This window comes from Micromonospora sp. NPDC049801 (genome assembly GCF_040656575.1).
Classification (GTDB): Bacteria; Actinomycetota; Actinomycetes; order Mycobacteriales; family Micromonosporaceae; genus Micromonospora.
Genome location: NZ_JBFAMS010000023.1, coordinates 20,715 through 44,318, shown reverse-complemented (window position 1 = coordinate 44,318; position 23,604 = coordinate 20,715). Strand labels below are relative to the sequence as shown.

General features: G+C 71.9%; 18 protein-coding genes. 14 read left to right on the top strand and 4 right to left on the bottom strand.

Annotated features, from left to right (window positions below; translation table 11 throughout):
• The first annotated feature begins 119 nt into the window (after window positions 1–119).
• From AB0I89_RS30435 to AB0I89_RS30425, 3 genes are read left to right on the top strand one after another with little or no spacing between them, the layout of a single operon-like run.
• Window positions 120–656 carry a PadR family transcriptional regulator gene (locus AB0I89_RS30435; protein ID WP_357133768.1) on the top strand — a complete coding sequence of 179 codons (537 nt, stop codon included), beginning with the start codon at window positions 120–122 and terminating at the stop codon, window positions 654–656.
• Window positions 653–1,354, top strand: coding sequence for an ABC transporter ATP-binding protein (locus AB0I89_RS30430; RefSeq protein WP_357133766.1), 702 nt, complete (start codon window positions 653–655; stop codon window positions 1,352–1,354). Before AB0I89_RS30435 ends, AB0I89_RS30430 begins: the two co-directional genes overlap by 4 nt.
• Window positions 1,355–1,362: 8 nt before the next feature.
• Window positions 1,363–2,877 carry an FtsX-like permease family protein gene (locus AB0I89_RS30425; RefSeq protein ID WP_357133764.1) on the top strand — a complete coding sequence of 505 codons (1,515 nt, stop codon included), beginning with the start codon at window positions 1,363–1,365 and terminating at the stop codon, window positions 2,875–2,877.
• A gap of 46 nt (window positions 2,878–2,923) precedes the next feature.
• On the opposite strand, the gene AB0I89_RS30420 is transcribed toward AB0I89_RS30425, so the two are convergent.
• The gene (locus tag AB0I89_RS30420) at window positions 2,924–5,020 is read right to left on the bottom strand and encodes a S9 family peptidase (RefSeq protein WP_357133762.1); all 2,097 of its coding nucleotides are present in this window, start codon (window positions 5,018–5,020) and stop codon (window positions 2,924–2,926) included.
• Between the two features lie 96 nt (window positions 5,021–5,116).
• On the opposite strand from AB0I89_RS30420, the gene AB0I89_RS30415 reads away from it, so the two are divergent.
• Window positions 5,117–6,475, top strand: a complete 1,359-nt coding sequence (locus AB0I89_RS30415) for an FAD-binding oxidoreductase (RefSeq protein WP_357133760.1) — start codon at window positions 5,117–5,119, stop codon at window positions 6,473–6,475.
• Between the two features lie 56 nt (window positions 6,476–6,531).
• Here AB0I89_RS30415 and AB0I89_RS30410 read toward each other — a convergent pair whose 3' ends face one another.
• Window positions 6,532–8,601, bottom strand: coding sequence for a SpoIIE family protein phosphatase (locus AB0I89_RS30410; protein ID WP_357133757.1), 2,070 nt, complete (start codon window positions 8,599–8,601; stop codon window positions 6,532–6,534).
• A 251-nt stretch (window positions 8,602–8,852) separates the two neighbouring features.
• Between AB0I89_RS30410 and AB0I89_RS30405 the strand changes: the two genes are divergently transcribed.
• Both AB0I89_RS30405 and AB0I89_RS30400 read left to right on the top strand, forming a co-directional pair.
• Window positions 8,853–13,220 carry a HAMP domain-containing protein gene (locus tag AB0I89_RS30405; protein ID WP_355048323.1) on the top strand — a complete coding sequence of 1,456 codons (4,368 nt, stop codon included), beginning with the start codon at window positions 8,853–8,855 and terminating at the stop codon, window positions 13,218–13,220.
• Window positions 13,217–13,771 (top strand): response regulator, encoded by a 555-nt coding sequence (locus tag AB0I89_RS30400; protein WP_357133755.1) that lies wholly within the window; start codon window positions 13,217–13,219, stop codon window positions 13,769–13,771. Before AB0I89_RS30405 ends, AB0I89_RS30400 begins: the two co-directional genes overlap by 4 nt.
• A 66-nt stretch (window positions 13,772–13,837) precedes the next feature.
• On the opposite strand, the gene AB0I89_RS30395 is transcribed toward AB0I89_RS30400, so the two are convergent.
• Window positions 13,838–14,332, bottom strand: coding sequence for a helix-turn-helix domain-containing protein (locus AB0I89_RS30395; protein ID WP_357133753.1), 495 nt, complete (start codon window positions 14,330–14,332; stop codon window positions 13,838–13,840).
• A 90-nt stretch (window positions 14,333–14,422) separates the two neighbouring features.
• On the opposite strand from AB0I89_RS30395, the gene AB0I89_RS30390 reads away from it, so the two are divergent.
• Window positions 14,423–15,319 (top strand): ABC transporter ATP-binding protein, encoded by an 897-nt coding sequence (locus AB0I89_RS30390; RefSeq protein ID WP_357133751.1) that lies wholly within the window; start codon window positions 14,423–14,425, stop codon window positions 15,317–15,319.
• On the top strand, window positions 15,316–16,959 hold the full coding sequence (locus AB0I89_RS30385) for an ABC transporter permease (RefSeq protein ID WP_357133749.1): 1,644 nt from the start codon (window positions 15,316–15,318) through the stop codon (window positions 16,957–16,959). The genes AB0I89_RS30390 and AB0I89_RS30385 overlap by 4 nt, the downstream gene beginning before the upstream one ends.
• 116 nt (window positions 16,960–17,075) lie before the next feature.
• On the opposite strand, the gene AB0I89_RS30380 is transcribed toward AB0I89_RS30385, so the two are convergent.
• The gene (locus AB0I89_RS30380) at window positions 17,076–17,411 is read right to left on the bottom strand and encodes an STAS domain-containing protein (RefSeq protein WP_357133747.1); all 336 of its coding nucleotides are present in this window, start codon (window positions 17,409–17,411) and stop codon (window positions 17,076–17,078) included.
• A 143-nt stretch (window positions 17,412–17,554) separates the two neighbouring features.
• On the opposite strand from AB0I89_RS30380, the gene hemL reads away from it, so the two are divergent.
• The 6 genes from hemL to ccsB are packed head-to-tail and all read left to right on the top strand — an operon-like array spanning window position 17,555 to window position 23,601.
• A complete protein-coding gene (gene hemL, locus AB0I89_RS30375) occupies window positions 17,555–18,892 on the top strand; it encodes a glutamate-1-semialdehyde 2,1-aminomutase (RefSeq protein WP_357133745.1) in 1,338 nt (445 codons plus the stop codon).
• A 6-nt stretch (window positions 18,893–18,898) separates the two neighbouring features.
• Window positions 18,899–19,546 (top strand): histidine phosphatase family protein, encoded by a 648-nt coding sequence (locus AB0I89_RS30370; RefSeq protein ID WP_357133743.1) that lies wholly within the window; start codon window positions 18,899–18,901, stop codon window positions 19,544–19,546.
• The gene (locus AB0I89_RS30365; RefSeq protein WP_357133741.1) at window positions 19,546–20,115 is read left to right on the top strand and encodes a TlpA disulfide reductase family protein; all 570 of its coding nucleotides are present in this window, start codon (window positions 19,546–19,548) and stop codon (window positions 20,113–20,115) included. Before AB0I89_RS30370 ends, AB0I89_RS30365 begins: the two co-directional genes overlap by 1 nt.
• A complete protein-coding gene (locus tag AB0I89_RS30360) occupies window positions 20,115–20,972 on the top strand; it encodes a cytochrome c biogenesis protein CcdA (RefSeq protein ID WP_357133739.1) in 858 nt (285 codons plus the stop codon). Before AB0I89_RS30365 ends, AB0I89_RS30360 begins: the two co-directional genes overlap by 1 nt.
• Complete coding sequence (locus AB0I89_RS30355; protein ID WP_357133737.1) at window positions 20,969–22,624, top strand: cytochrome c biogenesis protein ResB; 1,656 nt, start codon at window positions 20,969–20,971, stop codon at window positions 22,622–22,624. The genes AB0I89_RS30360 and AB0I89_RS30355 overlap by 4 nt, the downstream gene beginning before the upstream one ends.
• Window positions 22,624–23,601, top strand: coding sequence for a c-type cytochrome biogenesis protein CcsB (gene ccsB, locus AB0I89_RS30350; protein WP_357133735.1), 978 nt, complete (start codon window positions 22,624–22,626; stop codon window positions 23,599–23,601). The genes AB0I89_RS30355 and ccsB overlap by 1 nt, the downstream gene beginning before the upstream one ends.
• Window positions 23,602–23,604: the final 3 nt, after the last annotated feature.

Genomic DNA, 23,604 nt, shown 5'->3' with positions numbered 1-23,604 from the left:
ATTTCGCCCTGTCGATGACGCGAACCTCTTGATCACGCGGGTGAAGGGGTGGGGGTGGGGGTGGGTGGGGGTGGGTGGGGGGTGTTGACGGGGGTATTCGCTGGGTGAATAGTGGGGCGGTGTCTACGCCGCATGTTCTGCTTGGGTTGCTGGCTGGGGGGAGTCGGCACGGGTATGAGCTCAAGCGGGCGCATGACCAGCGGCTGCCCCGGGCTCGACCGTTGGCCTTCGGGCAGGTCTACGCGACCCTCGGTCGCCTCGAACGGGACGGTCTGGTGGCCGCCGCCGGTCAGGACCGCGCCTCCGGGCCGGACCGCACGGCGTACGCGCTGACCGACGAGGGTCGCTCCACCCTGGATCGGTGGCTGTCCACGGTGGAGTCGCCGATGCCGTACGTGGCCAGCACGCTCTTCGCCAAGGTCGTCGTGGCGCTGCTGGTCGCCGACGTCGACCGGGCGCGGTCGTACCTGGTCGCCCAGCGCGCCGCGCACACCGCGCGGCTGCGGGAGCTGACGGCGGTCAAGACCGACCCGGCCGCCACCCTCAACGACGTGGTCGCGGCCGACTTCGCGATCGCCCATCTCGACGCCGACCTGCGGTGGCTGCACACCACGCTGGGCCGGGTCGCCGACTGGCACCGGGAGGTGCACGCGTGACGCAACTCCAGGCTCGCGGCGTGGTTCGGGCGTACGGCCCGACGCCCGCCCTGCGCGGTGTGACGCTCGACGTGGCCGAGGGCGAGATCGTCGCGGTCACCGGGCCGAGTGGCTGCGGCAAGTCGACCCTGCTGCACTGCCTGGCCGGGATCCTCCGGCCCGACGCGGGCGAGGTCACCTGGCGCGGCCACCGGCTCGACACCTGGTCGGAGGCGGCCCGGTCCCGGCTACGGCGTACCGAGTTCGGGGTGCTGTTCCAGTTCGGGCAGTTGGTGGCCGAGCTGACGGCGGCCGAGAACGTGGCGCTGCCCCTGCTCCTCGCCGGCACGGGGCGGCGAGAGGCGCGGACGGCCGCGCTCACCTGGCTGGAGCGGTTCGGGGTGGCCGACCTGGCCGACCTGCGGCCCGGCGAGATGTCCGGCGGCCAGCAGCAGCGGTGTGCGACGGCGCGGGCACTGGTCACCGAGCCGCGGGTGCTCTTCGCCGACGAGCCGACCGGCGCGCTCGACACGCTCACCGGCGAGCAGGTGCTCACCCAACTGGTCCGGCTCGCACGGGAGCAACGCACCTCCGTCGTGCTGGTCACCCACGAGCCGCGGATCGCCGCGTACGCCGATCGGGAGATCGTGCTGCGCGACGGCCTGGTGGACCACACCGGCCTGGGGCTGGACGTGCCGTTGGCGGGCGGCGCACGGTGAGGCCGGCGATGCTGGTGCGACTCGCGTTGGCCGGCAACCGCACCGACACGGCACGCGTGGTGCTGACCGCGCTCAGTGCGCTGCTGGCGGCGCTGGCCGGGCTGGCGGCGCTCACCGTGCTCGCGATCCAGAAACCGGCCGGCGACGCCTGGGCGCAGTCCGAGCAGTACCGCAACGCGCTGCTGCGTGAACCGGGACTGCGCGGCGGGACCGCCTTCGCGCTGCTGATGCTGGCCGTACCGGTGCTGGCGCTGGCCGGCCAGTGTGCCCGGCTCGGCGCTCCGGCCCGGGACCGGCGACTCGCCGCGCTCCGGTTGGCCGGCGCGACCCCCGGTCAGGTCACCCGACTGGCGGTGCTGGAGACCGGCCTGGCCAGCCTGCTCGGCACCGGTGTCGGGCTGGGCGTCTACCTGGTCGGCCGCGAGCTGCTGCACCGGCCGGACGACCAGGGCCGGTTGGCGCTGCCCACCGACGTGCTGCCCTCGGTCGCCGCGCTGGCCGCGGTGGTGCTGGGTCTGCCGGTGATCGCGGCGCTGGCCACCGCCCTCATGTTGCGTACCGTCACGACGAGCCCGCTCGGGGTCAGTCGCAAGGCGGCCCGCGAGCGGGGTCCACGCCCCTGGGCCGGAGTGCTGATCGGCCTCGGTCTGGCCTGCTTCGCGGCCACGCGCCCGATGCTCCGATGGGTCGACGGGAACGACGTGGTGCGGGGCTGGCTGGTGCCCCTGCTCTTCCTGGCGGGCGGGCTCGCCGCGATGATCGGGGTGGTCGTCGGCGTCGGCTGGATCTCGTACACCTGCGGGCGTCTGCTGCGCCGACATGCCCGCGGCGCGGCGGCGTTACTCGCGGCGGGCCGGCTGATGGCCGACCCGTGGGCGGGCAGCCGGACGTTCGCCGCCTTGCTGGCCGCCATGATCTTCGGTGCCGGCGCGGCGGTCCAGCGTGCCTACTTCGTTGCCCAGGCCGCGCTGGAACGGGAGCAGAACCGTCTCGCCGGGGTGGACGACGGCGGCGCCAACCCGTTCTACCTGTCGACAATGGACCTGGTCGACGCCGCAGTCGCCGTCGCGGTGCTGATCGCGGCGGGCGGTCTGCTCGTCGCGCTGGTCGAGGGAATCGTGGCCCGCCGTCGCGCGTACGCGGCGCTGGTCGCCACCGGCGTGCCCCGCAGCACGCTCAGCGGATCGGTGGCCTGGCAGGCGCTCACCCCCGCGGTGCCGGCGATCCTGCTGGCGCTCACCGTCGGCGTGCTGCTCGGTAGGGGACTCTTTCCCAGCGTCACCACGAGCACATCGTCGACGACGGTGTGCGACGCCACGGCGGCGCTCTGCGACGACCCGGCCACCCGTGACCAGTACACCCACCTCGTGCCGACCGCTGCGCAGGAGCGGACTGTCGCCGTACCTCTTGAGCACCTGGCCTGGCTCGGCGCCGGCGCTCTGGCGGCGGTGCTGGTGACGGTCGGTGTCGGCCTGCTCTTCCTGCGGGTGAGCACGGCGGTGGACGAGTTGCGGACGGCCTGAGCGGCCGTGCCGGCGGCGGCCCGCCGGCACGGCCAGGCCGGACCGCTCAGGCGCGGCCCAGGCGGTCCAGGATCCAGGCGTTGATGAACGCCTCCTCGCGCCAGGCGTCGTACCGGCCGCTCGGGCCGCCGTGCCCGGCGCCCATCTCGGTCTTGAGCAGGTAGTCGCCCTGCGGTGCGGTCGCCCGCAGCCGCGCGATCCACTTCGCCGGCTCGGAGTAGAGCACCCGCGTGTCGTTGAGGCTGGTCACCGCGAGGATCGCCGGGTAGTCCACCGCCGTGACGTTCTCGTACGGCGTGTACGACTTCATGTACGCGTACACCTCGGGATCGTCGAGGGGGTTGCCCCACTCCTCCCACTCCGTGACCGTCAGCGGCAGCGACGGGTCGAGGATCGAGGTGAGCGCGTCCACGAACGGCACCTGCGCCACGATCCCGGTGAAGGCGTCCGGAGCGAGGTTGGCGACCGCGCCCATCAGCAGGCCGCCGGCCGACGCGCCCCGGGCCACCAGCCGGTCACTGGCCGTCCAACCGGCCTTGACCAGGTGCCGGGCGCAGGCCACGAAGTCGGTGAAGGTGTTCTTCTTGGCCAGCATCTTGCCCTGGTCGTACCAGCGCCGGCCCAGCTCGCCGCCGCCCCGGGTGTGCGCCACGGCGAAGACCACGCCCCGGTCCAGCAGGGACAGTCGGGCTACCGAGAACCACGGGTCCATGCTGGCCTCGTACGAGCCGTAGCCGTACAGCTCGCAGGGCGCCGAGCCGTCCCGGGGCGTGCCGACCCGGCAGACCAGCGAGATCGGCACCCGGGTGCCGTCGTCGGCGAGCGCCCAGTCACGGTGCTGCTCGTACTCCGCCGGGTCGTACGGTCGGCCGTCCGGACCGGGCAGCACCGGCTTCTGCTTGCGCAGCACCATCTGCCGGGTGACCAGGTCGTAGTCGTACACCGAGTCGGGCGTGACCAGCGAGGAGTAGCGCAGGCGGACCTGCCCGGTGCGGTACTCCGGGTTGGCGTCCAGGCCCACGCTGTAGAGCGGCTCGGGGAAGTCGATGTCGTACCCGTCGTCGCTGCCGACCGGCAGCACCCGCAGGCCGGTGAGGCCGTCGGTGCGCAGCGACACCACCAGGTGGTTCGCGAACGCGTCGACCGCCTCCAGCCGGGTGCCCGGGGTGTGCTCGATCAGCGGAACCCAGTCGCCCGGGGTGTCCGCCGACGTGAACGCCAGCGCGAAGTCCTCCGCGCCGTCGTTGTGCAGGATCAGGAAACGGTGGCCGTGGTGCTCCACCGCGTACTCGACGCCCTGCCGGCGGGGCGCGATCACGGCCGGCGCGCCGGTGGGGTTGCCGGCCGGAATCACCAGCACCTCGCTGGTGATCTTGCTGTGGATGTCGATGAGGATGAACTTCTCCGACCGGGTCAGCTCGACGCCCACCCAGAACCGCTCGTCGTCCTCCTGGTGCACCACCACGTCGTCGGAGGCGGCGGAGCCGATGGTGTGCCGCCAGACCCGGTTCGGCCGCCAGGCGTCGTCGACCGTCACGTAGAACAGCGCCGACGCGTCGGCCGACCAGGCGGTGCCGTAGAAGGTGTCGGGCACCTCGTCGGGCAGCAGCTCGCCGGTGTTCAGGTCCTTCACGCGCAGGGTGAAGCGCTCGTCGCCGGAGAAGTCCGTCGAGTACGCCAGCCAGCGCCCGTCCGGGCTGACGTCGAACGCGCCCAGCGAGAAGAAGTCGTGCCCCTCGGCCAGCAGGTTGCCGTCGAGCAGCACCTCCTCGCCGTCGAGCGGGGCGCCGTCCGCGCTGACCGGTGGCTCGGACTCGCCGTCGCGGACCGCGCGCCGGCAGTGCACCCCGTACTGCTGGCCCTCGATCGTGCGGGTGTAGTACCAGTACCCGCCCTTGCGGGTGGGCACCGACAGGTCCGTCTCGCGGGTGCGCTGGCGGGTCTCCTCGAACAGCTCCGCCCGCAGGGCGGCCAGGTGCGCGGTGCGCTCCTCGGTGTACGCGTTCTCGGCGGTCAGGTAGGCGATCGTCTCCGGGTCGTCCTTGGCGGCGAGCCAGGCGTACTCGTCGACGACGGTGTCGCCGTGGTGGGTGCGCTCGGTGGGCACCCGCTTCGCCGCGGGCGGGGCAGTCTCGGTGGTCACGGCGGCCACGTTACCGGCCGACTCACCCTCCGTGCCGGACCAGCGGCATCCCGAACATCCCCACCCCGTCTTTCGTACACATGTACGATGGCCGGCATGGCGGCAGCAGCGAGTTCCCTCGGCCGGTCCGGAGCCCTCGAGATCACCCGGCGATTGACCGCGATCTGCGGTCCGCCGTTCGCCCGACTCGCCGGCTCGGCCGACGAGGTGGCCGGGCGGCCCGCGCGCTGGGTGGCGGTGCCCGGCGGGCCGCACGCCGCGGCCGAGGTGCTGCGGCTGGCCGCCGTCCACGATCTGACGGTGGTTCCCCGGGGCGCCGGCACGAAGATCGACTGGGGTGCCACCCCGACGCAGGTCGACATCCTGCTCGACACGGGTCGGCTGGCCGGCATCGGCCACGAGCCGGTGGGCGCCCCCGTGGTCGAGGTGGGCGCGGGCACTCCACTGCGGGCGGTACAGGCCACTCTGGAACGCACCGGGCAGCGGCTCGCGATGGACACCCCCTCGCCCGGCGCGACCCTCGGCGGGGTGCTCGCCGCCGGGGAGGCCGGTCCACTGCGGCACCGCCACGGCAGCCCGTGCGACCAGCTCGTCGGCGTCCGCTATCTGGCCGCCGACGGTGAGCTGGTCAGCGCCGGCGGCGGCGCGCCGGGGCTCGACCTGGCCCGGCTGCTCTGTGGTTCGCAGGGCGCGCTCGGCGTGCTGGTCTCGGCGAGCCTGCGGGTGCAGCCGGTGCCCGCCAGCCGGCTGTGGGTGTCCCGGCCGGTGTGGACCCCGCTGGAGGTCCACGAGCTGATCCGGTCGATCCTCGCCGCCCGCCTCGACCCGGCGGCCATCGAGCTGGACCTGCCCGGCGGCCTGCCCCGGCCACGCAGCGTGTACCCGCCGGGCCATCCGTCCGCCACCGCCCGCGAGCGCCACCCGTCGATGTCCGGCCGGTCCGGGGCCCCGTCCCGGGCGGGCAGCCTCGTCGTGCTGCTCGAAGGCGGCCCGGCCGAGGTGAACGAACGCGCCGAACGGCTGGTCGGCCTGCTGCACGGCGAGGCGACCGTGACCCATTCGGCACCGCCGTGGTGGCGTCGTTACCCCTTCGCGCCCGGCGACACGGCACTACGGCTGGAGGTGCCGATCAGCGATCTGCACGCCGCCGTGTACGCGCTGCGCGACGCGGCCGGCGCTCCCGTGCCGGTGCGGGGCTCGGCCGGTCTGGGTGTGGTGCACGCGGCCCTGCCCGGCGCGGTGCCACCCGACCGGGTGGCGTCCATCCTGGCCGCCGTCCGGGGGGTGCTGCTGGCCCGGCAGGGTCGCTGCGTGGTCGTCTCCGCCCCGGCCGCCGTCCGACAGGCCGTCGACCTGTGGGGCGAGTTGGCCGGCCTGGTTCAGCTCCGCGCCGCGAAGGAGCACCTCGACCCGGAGCGACGCCTCGCCCCCGGCCGCCTCCCCGGCGGCCTGTGAGGCCGCCCCGGCCGGTGCGGACGTGACGCAACGCCGGCGGGGTGAGCCTGCGCCGGTCAGACCGCGTCGTTGCGGAGCACCAGGACGGCGATGTCGTCCCGGGGTGGCTCGACCGAGAAGTTGATGGCGGCGGCGCGCAGGCGCGCGGCGACCACGTCGGCGGAGTAGCCGGCCAGCGGCGCCGCCGCGTCGCGCAGCCGGTCGGTGCCGAACAGCTCCCGACCGTGCCGCCGCTCGGTGACCCCGTCGGTATAGAAGATCAGCGAGTCGCCGGGGGTGAGCGTGATCTCCGTCGTCGGTGAGGTGATGGTGTCGAGCAGACCCAGCGCCGTGCCCCCGGCACCGACGAACCGGGCGCCACCCGCGCCGGCCAGCAGCACCGGCCGGTCGTGCCCGGCCAGGTGCAGCGACACGTCGAGGTGGTCGCCGTCGCCCGGCCCCACCGCGGCCAGGGCCAACGTGCAGTACCGGCCGCCGCCCCGCTCGACGAGCGTCTCGTTGAGCCGGGCCAGCGCCTCCGGCAACGGCTTGCCGTCACCCACCAGCACCCGGATCACGTCCCGGACGAGCCCGGTGACCGCCGCCGCCTGGACGCCCTTGCCCGACACGTCGCCGATCACCACGAGCCAGCGCCCGTCGGGCAGCGGCACCACGTCGTAGAAGTCGCCACCCACCTCGGCGTCATCGCCGGTGGGTACGTACTCGGCGGCGAAGCCGATGCCCTCCACGACCGGCAGCACGGGCGGCAGCAGGGACTTCTGGAGCGTCTGCGCCACCCGTCGCCGCTCGGCGTGGATCCGGGCGTTCTCGATCGCCAGCGCGGCCCGCCGCGCCACGTCCTCCAGGACGGCCACCTCGTCCGGGTCGTGCCGGTGCCGTTGGTGCCGGCCCACCGCGAGAGTGCCGAGACGCTGGCCGCGGGCGATCAGCGGAACCGCGAAGCCCTCCATCGGGCCGCCGAGCGGGATCTGCGCCGCACTCCGGGACGCCTCCCGCAGCCGGGCCTGGATGGAATCCGGGCCGGTCTCCGCCAGCACCCGGTGCAGTTGTGGCAGCACCGACTCGTCGGCGTGGCTGGTCGCGGCCAACCGCAGCCGCCCCCACTCGTCGGTCGTGTGCACGGCGCACCACTGGCCCAGGCGGGGCACCACCAACTGCGGAATCAACGCCATGGTCAGCTCGACGTCCAGCGACTGGGCCAGCAGCTCGCTGGCCTCGGCGAGGAACGTCAGCCAGGCCTGGCGGCGGACGTCCGCCCGGCGCAGCCGGTCGTTCTCCAGGTGCAGCGACAGCCGCTCCGCGGTGAGCACCGCCAACGGGCGGGCGTACGCCGATGGCGCTGCGTCCAGCTCCAACTCCCCGGCGTACGGGCGGTGCACGGTCAGCGGCACCCGGAGCAGTTCGCTGTCGGGGCGGGGCTGCCGGCCGAAACGTGCCAACAACTGTCGGCCCTGCCCGTCGCCCCGGTCGAGGCGGACGGCCCCACCGGCCGCGCCGACCATCTCGGCGACCCGGTTGAGCAGGCTGGCGGCGAAGTCCGGCAGCGGGTCGTCCGCGTACATGTCGGGGGCGGTCTGCATGAGTTCGCTCATCGCGCCCGCGCTCGGCGCCGAGCCGTCGCCGGCCCCGGGTCCGGCGGCCACCGACGTGCCGCCGGCGCTGGCGCCGGCGCCCGGCTCGGTGCCGGGCCGGTCCAGGCGGAACCAGACGCCCTTGCCGGTCGGCAGGTACGTGGTGCCCCAGCGGCTGGCGAAGTGGTCGACGAGCAGCAGTCCGCGACCTCGCTCGGAGACCTCGTCGATCTCCGCCGTGTCGTTGCGGGTGCCGACGGTCAGCTCGTCGTTGCCGGAGCTGGGCGCGAAGTCGGAGACGGTCACAGAGAGCCCGACATCGTCCGCCACGACCTCGATGTCCAGTTCGGTGCCGGCGTGCTCGACGGCGTTGGTGGTCAGCTCGGTGGTGAGCAGCAGCGCCTCGTTGACCAGGTCGTCGAGGTGCGCCTCGGCCAGGACGGAGCGGACGACCGCGCGGGCGGCGGCGGGCGTACGGCGGTCGGCGGGCAGACGGACACGCCGGACAGCCCCGTTCCGGGCCCCGGCCGTCGCGGGCCCCGCCTCGGCTGACACCCCCGTATCCTCTACCGTCCCCCGGCCGGGTGCCAAGCGGATCGGTGATCGGTGGGGGCGGCGCGGCGTCTCCAACGTGACGAGCGCCACTGGGCGACTTCTGTGTCCGGTTGGGTACCGCCGCGAGGATCCCGGGGGCCGACGGGTTCGATCGGCGGGTCGCGCACCCTGGCACTACGGCCGACGCGGGCACAATATGGGGTGCCGGTGTGTCTGTACGGGCACGGACCCCCCCAGGTGAGCGAGGCATCATGACCACGGCGAAGCAGTCGTACGCGGATCCGTCCGCGCCCGACCAGGACGCGCTCCTCGATGAGCTGACCGAGGCGCTGCGACGGGTTCGTCGCGGTGATCTGAAGGTCCGGCTGCCCCGTCGCGCCGGCAAGGCGGGCGAGGTCGCGGACGCCTTCAACGAGGTGGTCTCGGTCCAGGAGCGTCAGTACCTGGACCTGCGGCGGATCAGCCGGATCGTCGGTCGGGACGGTCGGCTCACCGAGCGGCTCGATGACGAGGGGCTGGACGGCTCCTGGGCGGAGGGGCAGCGGGCGATCAACTCGCTGATCGACGATCTGGGCCGGCCGACGACCGAGATCGCCCGTGTCATCGTGGCGGTCGCCGACGGCGACCTGTCCCAGCACATGGCGTTGGAGATCGACGGTCGGCCGCTGCGCGGTGAGTACCTGCGGATCGGGCGCACCGTGAACACGATGGTCGACCAGTTGTCGTCGTTCTCCAACGAGGTGACCCGGGTGGCCCGTGAGGTGGGCACCGAGGGCAAGCTGGGCGGCCAGGCCGACGTACGGGGTGTCGCCGGCACGTGGAAGGACCTCACCGACTCGGTGAACACCATGGCGTCGAACCTGACCGGCCAGGTGCGGTCGATCTCGCAGGTGGCGACGGCGGTGGCCAAGGGCGACCTGTCGCAGAAGATCACGGTCAGCGCGCGCGGTGAGGTGGCCGAGCTGGCGGCCACGATGAACTACCTCACGGACACGCTGCGGCTCTTCGCCGAGCAGGTGACCCGGGTGGCCCGCGAGGTGGGCACCGAGGGCAAGTTGGGCGGGCAGGCCGAGGTGCCGAACGTGGCGGGCACCTGGAAGGACCTGACCGACAGCGTCAACTCGATGGCGTCGAACCTGACCGCCCAGGTCCGCAACATCGCGCAGGTCTCCACGGCGGTGGCGCGGGGTGACCTGTCGCAGAAGATCACCGTGGCGGCGCAGGGCGAGATCCTGGAGCTGAAGGACACCGTCAACACGATGGTGGACCAGTTGTCGTCGTTCGCCGACGAGGTCACGCGGGTGGCCCGTGAGGTGGGCATCGAGGGCAAGTTGGGTGGTCAGGCGCAGGTACGCGGCGTCTCGGGCACCTGGCGTGACCTCACCGAGAACGTCAACCAGTTGGCCGGCAACCTGACCAGCCAGGTCCGCAACATCTCCCAGGTCTCCACGGCGGTGGCGAAGGGGGACCTGTCGCAGAAGATCACCGTTGACGCGCAGGGCGAGATCCTGGAGCTGAAGAACACCGTCAACACGATGGTCGACCAGCTCTCGTCGTTCGCGGACGAGGTGACCCGGGTGGCCCGTGAGGTGGGTACCGAGGGCAACCTGGGCGGTCAGGCGCAGGTCAAGGGCGTCAGCGGTACGTGGCGTGACCTGACCGACAACGTGAACTCGATGGCGTCGAACCTGACCAGCCAGGTCCGCAACATCGCCTCGGTGACCACGGCGGTGGCGAAGGGCGATCTGTCGCAGAAGATCACGGTGGACGCGCGGGGCGAGATCCTGGAGCTGAAGTCGACGGTCAACACGATGGTGGACCAGCTCTCGTCGTTCGCGGACGAGGTGACCCGGGTGGCCCGTGAGGTGGGCACCGAGGGCAAGCTCGGCGGTCAGGCCCAGGTGCGTGGGGTCGCCGGCACCTGGCGCGACCTGACCGACAACGTGAACTCGATGGCGTCGAACCTGACGGCCCAGGTCCGCAACATCGCCCAGGTCTCGACGGCGGTGGCGAAGGGCGATCTGTCGCAGAAGATCACGGTGGACGCGCGGGGCGAGATCCTGGAGCTGAAGTCGACCGTCAACACGATGGTGGACCAGCTCTCGTCGTTCGCGGACGAGGTGACCCGGGTGGCCCGTGAGGTGGGTACCGAGGGCAAGCTCGGCGGTCAGGCCCAGGTCAAGGGCGTGTCCGGCACCTGGCGTGACCTGACGGACAACGTGAACTCGATGGCGTCGAACCTGACCAGCCAGGTCCGCAACATCGCCTCGGTGACCACCGCGGTGGCGAAGGGCGACCTGAGCCAGAAGATCACCGTGGACGCCCAGGGCGAGATCCTGGAGCTGAAGTCGACCGTCAACACGATGGTCGACCAGCTCTCGTCGTTCGCCGACGAGGTGACCCGGGTCGCCCGCGAGGTCGGCATCGAGGGCAAGTTGGGTGGTCAGGCGCAGGTCAAGGGCGTCTCCGGCACCTGGCGCGACCTCACCGAGAACGTCAACCAGCTCGCCTCGACGTTGACCACCCAGCTACGTGCCATCGCCCAGGTGTCCACGTCGGTGACCCGGGGCGACCTGACCCAGCGGATCGCCGTCAAGGCGCAGGGCGAGGTCGCCGAGCTGAAGGACAACATCAACCAGATGATCGTCACCCTCCGGGAGACGACCAAGAAGAACGCCGAGCAGGGCTGGCTGGACTCCAACCTGGCCCGCATCGGCGGCCTGTTGCAGGGCCAGCGCGACCTCGGCGAGGTCTGCCGCATGATCATGACCGAGGTGACGCCGCTGGTCGACGCGCAACTCGGCGCGTTCTTCCTGGCCGACGACACCGACGGCAGCATGCGGCTGCGGTTGACCTCGTCGTACGGCTATGTGGCGCGGGGGCACGACGTGACCTTCGGGCCGGGTGAGGGGCTGGTCGGGCAGACCGCCCTCTCGCGTCGGACGATCCGGGTCAGCGCCCCACCGAACAGCCGCCTCACGCTGCGCTCCGGTCTGGCCGAGACACCCCCGACCGACCTGGTGGTGCTCCCCGTGCTGTTCGAGGGGGAGCTGCTCGGGGTGATCGAGTTCGCCAGCGTGTCCGCCTTCTCCGAGCTGCACCTGTCGTTCCTGGAGCGGCTGGTGCTCACCATCGGCATCGCGGTCAACACCATCCAGGCCAACCGGCGTACGGAGGAGCTGCTGGCCCAGTCGCAGCGGCTGGCGCACGAGATGCAGGAGCAGTCGGCGGAGTTGCAGCGCACCAACGCCGAGCTGGAGGAGAAGGCCACCCTGCTCTCCGAGCAGAAGGGCAACATCGAGACCAAGAACCGGGAGATCGAGCTGGCCCGCCTCGGCCTGGAGGAGAAGGCGCAGCAGCTCACCCGGGCGTCGGCGTACAAGTCGGAGTTCCTCGCCAACATGAGCCACGAGCTGCGTACGCCGCTGAACTCGTTGCTGCTGCTGGCCCGCCTGCTCGCGGAGAACTCGGAGCAGAACCTCAGCCCGAAGCAGATCGAGTTCGCCCGGACGATCCACGGCTCCGGCTCCGACCTGCTGCGGCTGATCGACGACATCCTCGACCTGTCCAAGATCGAGGCGGGCCGGATGGACGTCGAGCCGACCGAGATCCGCTTCACCGAGCTGCGCGGCTTCGTCGAGCAGGCGTTCGCGCCGCAGGCCGAGGAGAAGAATCTCGACTTCCAGGTACGCGTCAGCAAGGATCTGCCGCCGGCACTGGTGACCGACGCGCAGCGGTTGCAGCAGATCCTGCGCAACCTGCTCTCCAACGCGGTGAAGTTCACCGACAACGGCGCGGTGACGTTGCGGATCGCGCCGGCCGCGCCGAACGCGGTGTTCGACGTGCCCGCGCTGACGAACGCCCAGCAGGTGATCGCCTTCACGGTGATCGACACCGGGATCGGCATCTCCGACGACAAGCTGTCGATCATCTTCGAGGCGTTCCAGCAGGCGGACGGCACGACCAGCCGCCGCTACGGCGGCACCGGTCTGGGTCTGTCGATCAGCCGGGACCTGGCGCGACTGATCGGTGGCACGATCACCGTCTCGTCGGCGCCCGGCCAGGGCTCGACGTTCACGTTGTTCGTACCCCAGGTCCTCGCTCCGGACGCGGTCGTCGCGCCGCAGCCGCCGTCGCCACAGCGCGCCGGCCTGCCGTCGTCGCTGCTCATGCCGCCGCTGGAGCTGTTGCCGGAGCGGCCGGAGGCGCCGGCCACCCGGCAGCTGGACGGGGCCACTGTGCTGATCGTGGACGACGACGTACGCAACGTCTTCGCTCTGACCAGCGCGTTGGAGCTGCACGGCATGACCGTGCTGTACTCGGACAACGGGGCGGACGGCGTCCGCCTGCTGGCCGAGCATCCGGAGGTGGACATCGTGCTGATGGACGCCATGATGCCCGACCAGGACGGGTACGAGACGACCCGTCAGATCCGGCGTAACCACCGGTTCGCCGACCTCCCCGTCGTCTTCCTGACCGCGAAGGCGATGCCGGGCGACCGCGAGTCGGCGCTCGCGGCCGGAGGAAGCGACTACATCACCAAGCCGGTCGACCTCGACGACCTGATCGAGCTGATGTCGTCCTGGATCAGCGGCAGCCGCACCGAGGAGACTTCGTGACCCAGATGGCCAAGGCGCTGCTCGTGGACGACCGCCGGGAGAACCTGATGGCCCTGGAGGCGATCCTCCAGGGCCTGCCGGTCCAGTCGGTGGCCGTGGAGAGCGGCGAGGCGGCCCTCAAGCAGTTGCTGGTGGACGACTTCGCGGTGATCCTGTTGGACGCGCAGATGCCGGACATGGACGGCTTCGAGACGGCCAGTCACATCAAGCGCCGGGAGCGCACCCGGCACGTGCCGATCATCTTCCTCACCGCCGCCGACCGGGACGCCCAGCTCGCTCTGCGGGGCTACCAGGTGGGCGCCGTGGACTACCTGACCAAGCCGTTCGACCCGTGGGTGCTGCGGGCCAAGGTGTCGGTCTTCGTCGAGCTGTGGGTGAAGACCCGGCAGTTGGCCGCCCAGTCGGACCTGGTGCGGGATCGCGACGCGCAGTGGCGGCGACTCACCGACGCGGTCGACGAGGCCACCACCCTGCTGCGCTCGGACGACCGGGAGGCGCGGGACCGTGCAGTCGGGCTCCTCGAACAGGCCCGCTGGGGCAACACGGCCTGACCAGCCGCGTTCGGCAGCTCGTGGCTGGGGCCGGGCCGGCTCACGCTCGCGGCGCCGGCCTGCGGGTCAGGCTTCGCCGGGTCGGAGGTGGCCGGTGGCGGCCCGGCGGACGCGCCAGCGTTCGCCGAGTGAGTCGATCTCTTCCTGGACGAAGATAAAGAAGTCGCGCATCTCGGCCACCCGTTCGCCGGCCGGCGTCTCCGCGCCGAGCGCCCCGATGCCGCCCTCGGCCACGTCGATGAACGTCTTGTAGATCGCGGTCTTCGTGATGGTCCCCTCGTACCAAGGGTTCTCCGGCATCCGGTAACGGTCGCGGCGGGAGCGGGGGACCGGCTCGCGGATCAGCATGCCGAACTGGGTGAGGTAACGGACCGCGCCGCTGACCGCCGCCGCGCTGACTCCGAGCCGTTCGCCGATCTCGGCGGCCGTCAGCGGATCGTCCGCGCTCATCACGGTGAACAGCACCCGAGCGGCCATCCGGGGGAAGCCGACCTCGGCGAACGTGAGGGCCATCCGTTCGACGAAGAGGTGCACCGGGTCGTGGCCGTCGGCCGCTGCCATCTCTGCCCCTCCCGTGTGGTTTGTGGGCACCGATGGTGCCGCGCTCACACTGTCTTCACAACTTTGTGAAACGAGTGTAGCTTCCGATATATGGAAACTCCGATTGAAGTGTCCGGCCTGGTCAAGACCTTCGGCCGCGTCCGGGCGCTCGACGGTCTGGACCTGAATGTCCGCGCCGGCGAGGTGCACGGGTTCCTCGGGCCGAACGGCGCCGGCAAGTCGACGGCCATTCGGGCGCTCCTCGGTCTGCTGCGGACGGACGCGGGGGCCGTCCGCCTGCTCGGGGGCGATCCGTGGCGCGACGCGGTGGCCCTGCACCGCCGGCTGGCGTACGTGCCGGGCGACGTGACGCTCTGGCCCAACCTCTCCGGCGGCGAGGTCATCGACCTGCTCGGCCGGATGCGCGGCGGCCTCGACCCGGCCCGCCGAGCCGAACTGCTCGAATCCTTCGAGCTGGATCCCCGCAAGAAGGGCCGGACGTACTCCAAGGGCAACCGGCAAAAGGTCGGCCTGGTGGCCGCCCTCGCGTCGGACGCCGAACTCCTCATCCTGGACGAGCCGACGTCCGGCCTGGACCCCCTCATGGAGGAGGTCTTCCAGCACTGGGTACGCCGGGCGAAGGCCGACGGCCGCACCGTGCTGCTCTCCAGCCACATCCTGGCCGAGGTGGAGGCGCTCTGCGACCGGGTGACGATCATCCGCAACGGGCGGGACGTGGAGACCGGCACCCTGAGCGAGCTGCGGCACCTGCGGCGCACCTCCATCGAGGCCGAGCTGACCGGTCCGGTGGACGGGCTGGGTCAGCTCGCCGGCGTGCACGACCTGCGGGTGGACGGGCAGCGGGTGCGCTTCGACGTGGAGGACGCCGCGCTGGACAGCGCGCTCCGTCGACTCACCGAGATCGGCGTACGCAGCCTGGTCAGCCAACCGCCGACGCTCGAGGAGTTGTTCCTGCGGCACTACCAGGGCGAGCAGGTGCGCTCGTGACCGCGAGGAGTGAGCCGGGTTTGCGCGGCACCGCGTTCACCGGCACCCGACACCTGATGCGCCTGATCCTGCGGCGGGACCGGATCGTGCTGCCCATCTGGATCCTTCCGCTGGCCGTGCTGCCGGCCAGCTACGCCGGCGCGTTCACCGGCCTCTATCCGACCGCCGCCGAGCGGGCCGCCTACCTGGCCAGCACGGCGAGCAACCCGTCGATCGTCGCGCTGCTCGGTCCGGTGTACGGCGACAGCATCGGCGCGCTCACCGTCCAGCGAGCCGGGCTGTTCGCCATGATTGCCGCCCTGGCGAGCGTGCTGACGGTGGTACGACACACCCGCACCGAGGAGGAGGCCGGCCGGCGGGAGTTGCTGGGCGCATCGGTCCTCGGCCGGTACGCCGGGCTGACCGCGGCGCTGCTGGTCACGTACGCCGCGAATCTGCTGCTCGGCCTGCTCATCGCCGGCGGCCTGGTCGCGGCGGGCCTGCCCGGTGCCGGATCGCTGCTCTTCGGCGTCGGCGTGGCCCTGACCGGCATCGCGTTCGCCACGGTCGGCGGCCTGGCCGCGCAGCTCACCCAGAGCGCCGGCGGGGCACGCGGCATCGGGCTGGGCGTGCTCGGGTTGGCGTTCGCGCTGCGCCTCGGCGGCGACGCCGGAGGTTCCGGTGGCAGCGGCGGACGTGCCGAATGGCTGAGCTGGATCTCCCCGCTCGGCTGGGGGCCCCGGGGGCGGGCCTTCACCGGCGAGCGTTGGTGGGTGCTGCTGCTACCGGTGCTGTTCAGTGTGGCGGTGGCGCTGGTCGCGTACCCCGTCTCGGTACGCCGGGACGTGGGTGCCGGCGTGCTGCCGCCCCGGCTCGGCCCGGCCACCGCGGGCGGCGCGCTGGCCGGACCGTTCGGCCTGGCCTGGCGGCTGCACCGGGGCCAGTTGCTCGGCTGGGCGGTCGGCTTCGGGCTGCTCGGTCTGGTGCTGGGCGGCGCGGCGGACGCGGCCGGCGACGCGGTGCAGGGCAACGAGCAGGTCGCCGAGCTGCTGGCCCGGCTGGGTGGGTCGACGACGTTGGCCGAGGCGTACCTCGGCAGCACGTTGAGCCTGACCGCGCTGGCCGCCGCCGGGTACGGCATCCAGGCCGCGCTGCGGGCGCGGGCGGAGGAGACCGCCGGGCGGGCCGAACCGCTGCTCGCCACGGCGGTGAGCAGGTTCCGCTGGCTGGCGGCGCACCTGGTCTTCGCGCTGCTCGGCCCCGTGGTCGTGTTGGCCGTGACGGGGGCGGCGACGGGACTGTCGTACGGCCTCAGCGTCGGTGACGTCGGCGGCGAGGTGCCCCGGATGCTCGGCGTGGGGCTGGTCCAGGTTCCGGCGGCGTGGGTCCTCGCGGGGCTGGCGGCGCTGCTGGTGGGGTGGCTGCCCCGGTTCTCGTGGGCGGCCTGGGCGGTGCTCGCGGGCTGCCTGCTGCTGGGTCAGATCGGCGCGATCCTGGAGCTGAGCCAGTGGGTCCTGGACATCTCCCCGTTCACCCACACGCCCCAGGTCCTGAACAACAACTGGACCCCGCTACCCCTGCTGGCCCTGAGCGCAGCAGCAGCCACCCTCCTAACCCTGGCCCTGAAGACCTTCCACACCCGAGACATCCCCACCCCCTGAAGCACGCGTTGATCAAGAGGTTCGCGTCAGCGGAAGCGCGATTTCTGACGCAAACCTCTTGATCAACAGGGTGGTCGAGGTCGTGCGCGGGGTTGGGGGTGGGGGTGGGGTGGGGGTTAGCCGGTGGGTTGGTCGTTTTTGATCATCAGGGCGCTGCGCAGGCCGGTGATGTCCAGGACGCGGATCAGGAAGTCGCCGACGTGGGTGAGCATCAGCAGGCTCTGCGCGTGGCTGGCCTTGCGGCTGAGCACCACGAGCGTGCCCAGGCCCTGCGAGTCGCAGAAGGTGACGCCGCCGAGGTCGAGCACGATCCGCGGGGGCGGATCGGTCAGCACCTCGTTGACCACGGTGCTGAGCTGGGCGGCCGTGAGCATGTCGATCTCACCGGCCAGGCGAAGCACTGCTTCGTCGCCCGTCCGGTGTAGCGTGATGGACAGTTCGGCACGATCCACTCGGTCAGCCTAGCGCGATCCAGCCGACCCGGCCTGTCGAGGCGACGAGCCGGTCCATCGGGCACCGGAGCTGGGTGAGCCCGGTAACCCTCGCCCGGGGTGGCTGCTGGTTGACCGTCCGGCGCTGACACAATGGCGGCATCGTGACCGACATCGTTTCCGCCGGATCTGGCCGCTACCCGGCCGACGCGCCGGCCTCCGAGGCCCTGTTCGACCGCGCCCGCGCCATCGTGCCGGGCGGGGTCAACTCCCCCGTGCGCGCCTTCCAGGCGGTTGGCGGCACCCCGCGCTTCATGGTCCGTGGTGAGGGCCCGTGGCTGTACGACGCCGACGGTCGCCGCTACGTCGACCTGGTGTGCTCGTGGGGTCCGCTGATCCTCGGGCACGCCCACCCGGAGGTGGTGGACGCCGTGCAGACGGCCGCCGCCCGGGGCACCAGCTTCGGCACGCCCACCCCGGGCGAGGTGGAGCTGGCCGCCGAGATCGTCGACCGGACGCCGGTGGAGCAGGTCCGCCTGGTCAACTCCGGCACCGAGGCGACCATGTCGGCGATCCGGCTGGCCCGTGGCTTCACCGGCCGCTCCAAGATCGTCAAGTTCGCGGGTTGCTACCACGGGCACGTCGACGCGCTGCTCGCCTCCGCCGGTTCCGGTGTGGCGACCCTCGGCCTGCCCGACTCGCCCGGCGTCACCGGCGCGGCGGCCAGCGAGACGATCGTGCTGCCGTACAACGACATCCGGGCCGTCGAGGAGGCGTTCGCCGCCGAGGGCCCGCACATCGCCGCCGTGATCACCGAGGCCGCCGCCGGCAACATGGGCGTGGTCGCGCCCCGCGACGGCTTCAACCAGCAGTTGGCCCGGATCGCGCACGCGCACGGCGCCCTGCTCGTCGTCGACGAGGTGATGACCGGGTTCCGGGTCTCCCGCGCCGGGTGGCACGGCCTCGACGCCTCCGAGGCGGACCTGTGGACGTACGGCAAGGTCATGGGTGGTGGCCTGCCCGCCGCGGCGTTCGGCGGGCGCGCGGACATCATGGCGCGTCTCGCGCCGGCCGGCCCGGTCTACCAGGCCGGGACGCTCTCCGGTAACCCGCTGGCCTGCGCCGCCGGTCTGGCGACCCTGCGGCTCGCCGACGACGCGCTCTACCGCAGGCTCGACGACACGGCCGCCGTCGTGGGCAAGCTCGCGTCCGACGCGCTGGCCGCCGCCGGGGTCCCGCACCGTTTGTCGTACGCGGGCAGCATGTTCTCGATCTTCTTCACGGACGCCGACGTGGTCGACTACGACAGCGCGCGCACCCAGCAGGTGCCGGCGTTCAAGGCGTTCTTCCACTCGATGCTCGCCTCCGGCGTCTACCTGCCGCCGAGCGCGTTCGAGTCGTGGTTCGTGTCGGCGGCGATCGACGACGCCGCTCTGGAGCACATCGCCGCCGCGCTGCCGACGGCGGCGAATGCGGCGGCAGCCGCTGGTCACGGGGGGTAGTAGACAGTGGCGAAGACGGTGGTCCACGTGCTCCGGCACGGCGAGGTGCACAACCCCGACCAGATCCTGTACGGGCGGCTGCCCGGTTTCCGCCTCAGTGAGCTGGGCGTGCAGATGGCCAAGGCCGCCGCGCAGGGTCTCGCCGAGCGGGAGATCGTGCACGTGGTGGCCAGCCCGTTGGAGCGCGCCCAGCAGACCGCCGAGCCCATCGCCGCCCAGTTCGGGCTGCCGGTCGGGGTGGACGAGCGGCTGATCGAGAGCGCCAACTGGTTCGAGGGCAAGAAGGTCTCCCCGGGCGACGGGTCGTTCCGCGACCCGCGCAACTGGTGGGTGCTGCGCGACCCGGTGACACCGTCCTGGGGGGAGGCGTACCGGGTGATCGCCGAGCGGATGTTCGCGGCCGTGCACGCCGCCCGGGTCGCCGCCGAGGGACGCGAGGCGGTGCTGGTGTCGCACCAGCTCCCGATCTGGACGCTGCGTCGTCACGTCGAGCGCAAGCGGCTCTGGCACGACCCGCGCAAGCGCCAGTGCGGGCTGGCCAGCCTCACGTCGTTCCACTTCGACGACGCGAAGGTGGTGGGCATCGGCTACAGCGAGCCGGCCGCGCACCTCGTCGCTCTCTCCGCGACAGCCCGGACGGCCAAGGGGGCCTGATGACCGCCCGGAGGTGGACCGCCGGTCTGCTCGCCGCCGTCGCCACGGTGGCGCTGGCCGGCTGTACGTCGGCGAAGGGGCAGGAGAAGACCTGCTCGACCACCTCCGACGGCATCATCGAGTGCGCGCCGGACCAGCGTTCCGCGCCGCCGAAGCTCGCCGGTGAGCTGCTCACCGGCGGCACGTACGACGTCAGCGAGGCCCGTGGCCAGGTGGTCGTGGTCAACTTCTGGGGCTCCTGGTGCCCGCCCTGCCGGGCCGAGGCGGACGACCTGGAAGCCGTCTACCAGGCCACCAAGGGCTCCGGGGTGAGCTTCCTCGGCGTCAACGTGCAGGATTCGCGGGACAAGGCCAAGGCGTTCGAGCAGGGACGGGTCACCTATCCGAGCCTGTTCGACCCGCCGAGCAAGCTGGCGCTGTCCCTGGACATCCCGCCGAACACCGTCCCGGCGACCGTCGTGCTCGACCGGGAGGGCCGGGTCGCCGTGGTGATCCGGGCGGCCGTCACGCAGGAGGGCCTGCGACCGGTCGTCGATCGGATCGCGGCCGAGAAGCCGGCGTCGAACTGATGGGCGAGACGTTCAAGGAGCTGGCCCAGAGCGGGCCGCTGGTGCTCGCCATCGGCGCGGCGGCGCTAGCCGGCCTGGTCAGCTTCCTCTCCCCGTGCGTGCTCCCACTCGTCCCCGGCTACCTCTCGTATGTCACCGGCCTAGCCGGCGCCAACCTCGAAGGCCGTGTAAGGAAGGGCACCTTGTTACCGCCTGCGGTAGAGGAAGGGGCCCTTCCTTTCACTTCGGCGGGCGGGGGTGGAGCTGTTGCCGTACGGGAGCGGACCGCGGCGGTCGCCGTCAAGGGCCGGGTGCTCGCCGGGACGCTGCTCTTCATCGCCGGCTTCACCGTGGTCTTCGTGGCCACCGCGATCCTGTTCGCCAGCATCGGTCGGGTCTTCTTCGACTACGAGCGGCAGTTGGAGATCGTCGTCGGTGTGCTGATCATCGTGCTCGGCCTGGGCTACCTGGGGATGATCCCGGCGCTGCAACGCGAGTTCCGGATCTCCCGGCTGCCGTCGGCCGGCCTGCTCGGCGCGCCGGTCTTCGGGGCGGTGTTCGCGCTGAGTTGGGTGCCGTGCACCGGGCCGACCCTCGGCGCGGTGATGGGCATGGCGGCCACCAGTGGGCAGAGTGACCGGGCCGTGGTGCTCGCCGTGGCGTACTGCCTCGGGTTGGGGATACCGTTCGTCGTCTTCGGGCTGGGCTTCCAGCGCCTGCTCGGGGTCTTCCGCGCCATCCGGCGCAACAGCCGCTGGGTCACCCGGGTCGGCGGCGCCCTGCTCATCCTGATCGGCCTGGCGCTGGTCACCGGCGGATGGCAGAGCTTCGTGATCTGGTTGCAGACCACCGTCGGGGTGGGCGAGGTGAGCATATGACGGTCGTCGACGAGCGCCCGGAGGCCGAGGCCCCGGCGCCGCGCCGCCGGCCCAGCCGGCTGCTGGCCCTGCTGCGCAACTCGTGGCGGCAGCTCACCAGCATGCGTACGGCCCTGATCCTGCTCTTCCTGCTGGCGATCGCCGCGATCCCCGGATCGGTGCTGCCGCAGCGCGGGATCAGCCCGGAGAAGGTCAACCAGTACTTCGTCGACCACCCGGACTGGGCGCCTCGGCTGGACCGGATCGGCGCGTTCGAGGTTTTCGGGTCGGTCTGGTTCTCCGCCATCTACCTGCTGCTGTTCACGTCGCTGATCGGCTGCATCACGCCCCGGCTGCGCGACCACTTCCGGGCGCTGCGGTCCCGGCCACCGGTCGCGCCCAGGCGGATGGCCCGGCTGCCGCAGCACACCACGTTGCCCGCCCCGGCCGGCGGCGTGGACGCCGTCGCCGAGGTGCTGCGCAAGCGCCGTTGGCGGGTCGAGGTGCGCGGGAACGAGGTTTCCGCCGAGAAGGGCTACCTCAAGGAGACCGGCAACCTGCTGTTCCACACCTCGCTCATCGCGGTGCTGATCGGCGTCGCGCTCGGCTCCTGGTACGGGTGGAGCGGCAACCGTCTGCTGGTGGCGGGCGCGGACAACGCGTTCTGCAACACCCGCCAGCAGTACGCCGAGGCCAAGCTCGGCCCTCGCGTCGACAGCGCCGACCTGCCCCGCTTCTGCCTGCGGCTGGACGATTTCCAGGCTCGGTTCCTGCCGTCCGGCCAGCCGGAGTTCTTCAACGCCCGGGTGACCGTGGACGGCCCCGACGAGCCGACCCGCAGCGCGGACTTCTCGGTCAACTCGCCGCTGCGTCTCGCCGACGCGAGCGTCTACCTGCTCGGCCACGGGTACGCCCCGGTGATCCGCTACACCGACCGGTACGGCAACAGCCAGGTCAGTGACGAACCGTTCCTGACCACCGGTGACATGGGCCTGACCAGCGAGGGGCTGGCCGCCTTCCCGGACGCGAACGTCGACCCGGCGACCGGCAAGCGGGTACCGGGTGAGCAGGTGGCCTTCACCGGCATCTACCTGCCCACCGCGCCGCAGCAGCCGCCGTTCGTCCGCTCCGAGTACCCCACCGAGCGCAACCCGGCGCTGAACCTGGTCGCCTACCGGGGCAATCTCGGCATGGACGCCGGCATCCCCGGCTCGGTCTACCAGCTCGACCAGCGGCAGGTGCGCAACGGCAAGGTCAAGGAAGTCGGCAGCAAGCTGCTCCGCAAGGGCGAGAAGTGGACGCTTGACGACGGCACAACCGTCGAGTTCCTGGGCACTGAGCGGTACGTGACGCTCTCCGTCCGGCACGATCCCGGTTCGACACCGTTGCTGGTGAGCTGCGGTGTGCTGCTGGTCGGGCTGATGGGTTCGCTGTTCGGGCGGCGTCGCCGGGTGTGGTTCCGGGTGCTGCCGGCCGACCCCGCTGATGGATCTCCGACAGGCGGTAGTAGCTTGATGGAGGCCGGTGGGTTGCCGCGCACCGACTATCCAGGGTTCGCCGACGAGTTCGCCCAGTTGGTCGCCGCCGTGAACGGTGACGAACGGGCGGCCGAGCGGGCCGGTGCCGACACCGAATCCGGTGGCCCGGCCGGTGTGCGAGAAGGGACCGAGTGATGTCCGCGCTCTCCGACAATCTGGTGACCTTCGCGATCCTGACGTATCTGATCGCGATGATCAGCCACGCCGTCGAGTATGCGTTGGGCAACGCGCGTACCCGGGCCGCCGTGGCGTCGCCCGCTCGCGAGCTGGTGGGTGCCGGGGTCGGCGGTGCCGGCGGCGTGACCGCCGAGCCGTCCGGGCCGGTGCCGCCGTCCGTCGACGGCTCGGCCGACCGGGCGCGGATCGCCGGGCTGGTCGCGGTGGGTGCCACCGCCCTCGCCGCCGTCCTGCACCTCGCGGCGCTGGTCACCCGCGGTCTCGCGGCGGACCGCATGCCGTGGGGCAACATGTACGAGTTCGTGCTCACGGTGACGTTCATCGGGGTTGCGGCCTGGCTGGTGGTGCTCTGGAAGCGGCCGTCGCTGCGCAAGCTCGGGCTGTTCCTCACCCTGGTCATGGTGCTCCTGGTGGCCACCGCCGAGCTGGTCCTGTACGTGCCGATCGTGCCGCTGGTGCCGGCGCTGAACTCGTACTGGTTCGTCATCCACGTCTCGACCATCGTGTTCGCGTCCGGCATCTTCCTGCTCGGCGCGGTGCCGGCCGTCGGCTTCCTCATGCGCAACGGGTTCGAGCAGGGCAAGCGGAGCTTCCCGTACACCCTCGCCAAGCGGCTGCCCGCCGCGGTGAGCCTGGAGCGGCTGACGTTCGCGTTGCACGCGTTCGCCTTCCCGATCTTCACGTTCGCGGTGATCGCCGGCGCGATCTGGGCCGAGGCGGCCTGGGGTCGGCCGTGGGGCTGGGACCCGAAGGAGACCTGGGCGTTCATCTCCTGGGTGGTCTACGCCGGATACCTGCACGCGCGGGCCACGCCCAGCGTGAAGCGGAACGTGGCCACCTGGATCGCCGTGCTCGGCTTCCTCACCATGCTGATGAACCTGTTCGGCGTGAACATCTTCTTCACCGGCCTGCACTCGTACGGCGGGCTGAACTGACCT

Bases quoted from the DNA above. Each gene is read 5' to 3' on its own strand.
- AB0I89_RS30425 (WP_357133764.1), top strand. From the start codon at position 1,363: ATGCTGGTGCGACTCGCGTTGGCCGGCAACCGCACCGACACGGCACGC.
- AB0I89_RS30415 (WP_357133760.1), top strand. From the start codon at position 5,117: ATGGCGGCAGCAGCGAGTTCCCTCGGCCGGTCCGGAGCCCTCGAGATC.
- AB0I89_RS30405 (WP_355048323.1), top strand. From the start codon at position 8,853: ATGACCACGGCGAAGCAGTCGTACGCGGATCCGTCCGCGCCCGACCAG.
- AB0I89_RS30395 (WP_357133753.1), bottom strand. From the start codon at position 14,332: ATGGCAGCGGCCGACGGCCACGACCCGGTGCACCTCTTCGTCGAACGG.
- AB0I89_RS30390 (WP_357133751.1), top strand. From the start codon at position 14,423: ATGGAAACTCCGATTGAAGTGTCCGGCCTGGTCAAGACCTTCGGCCGC.
- AB0I89_RS30365 (WP_357133741.1), top strand. From the start codon at position 19,546: ATGACCGCCCGGAGGTGGACCGCCGGTCTGCTCGCCGCCGTCGCCACG.
- AB0I89_RS30360 (WP_357133739.1), top strand. From the start codon at position 20,115: ATGGGCGAGACGTTCAAGGAGCTGGCCCAGAGCGGGCCGCTGGTGCTC.
- AB0I89_RS30355 (WP_357133737.1), top strand. From the start codon at position 20,969: ATGACGGTCGTCGACGAGCGCCCGGAGGCCGAGGCCCCGGCGCCGCGC.
- ccsB (WP_357133735.1), top strand. From the start codon at position 22,624: ATGTCCGCGCTCTCCGACAATCTGGTGACCTTCGCGATCCTGACGTAT.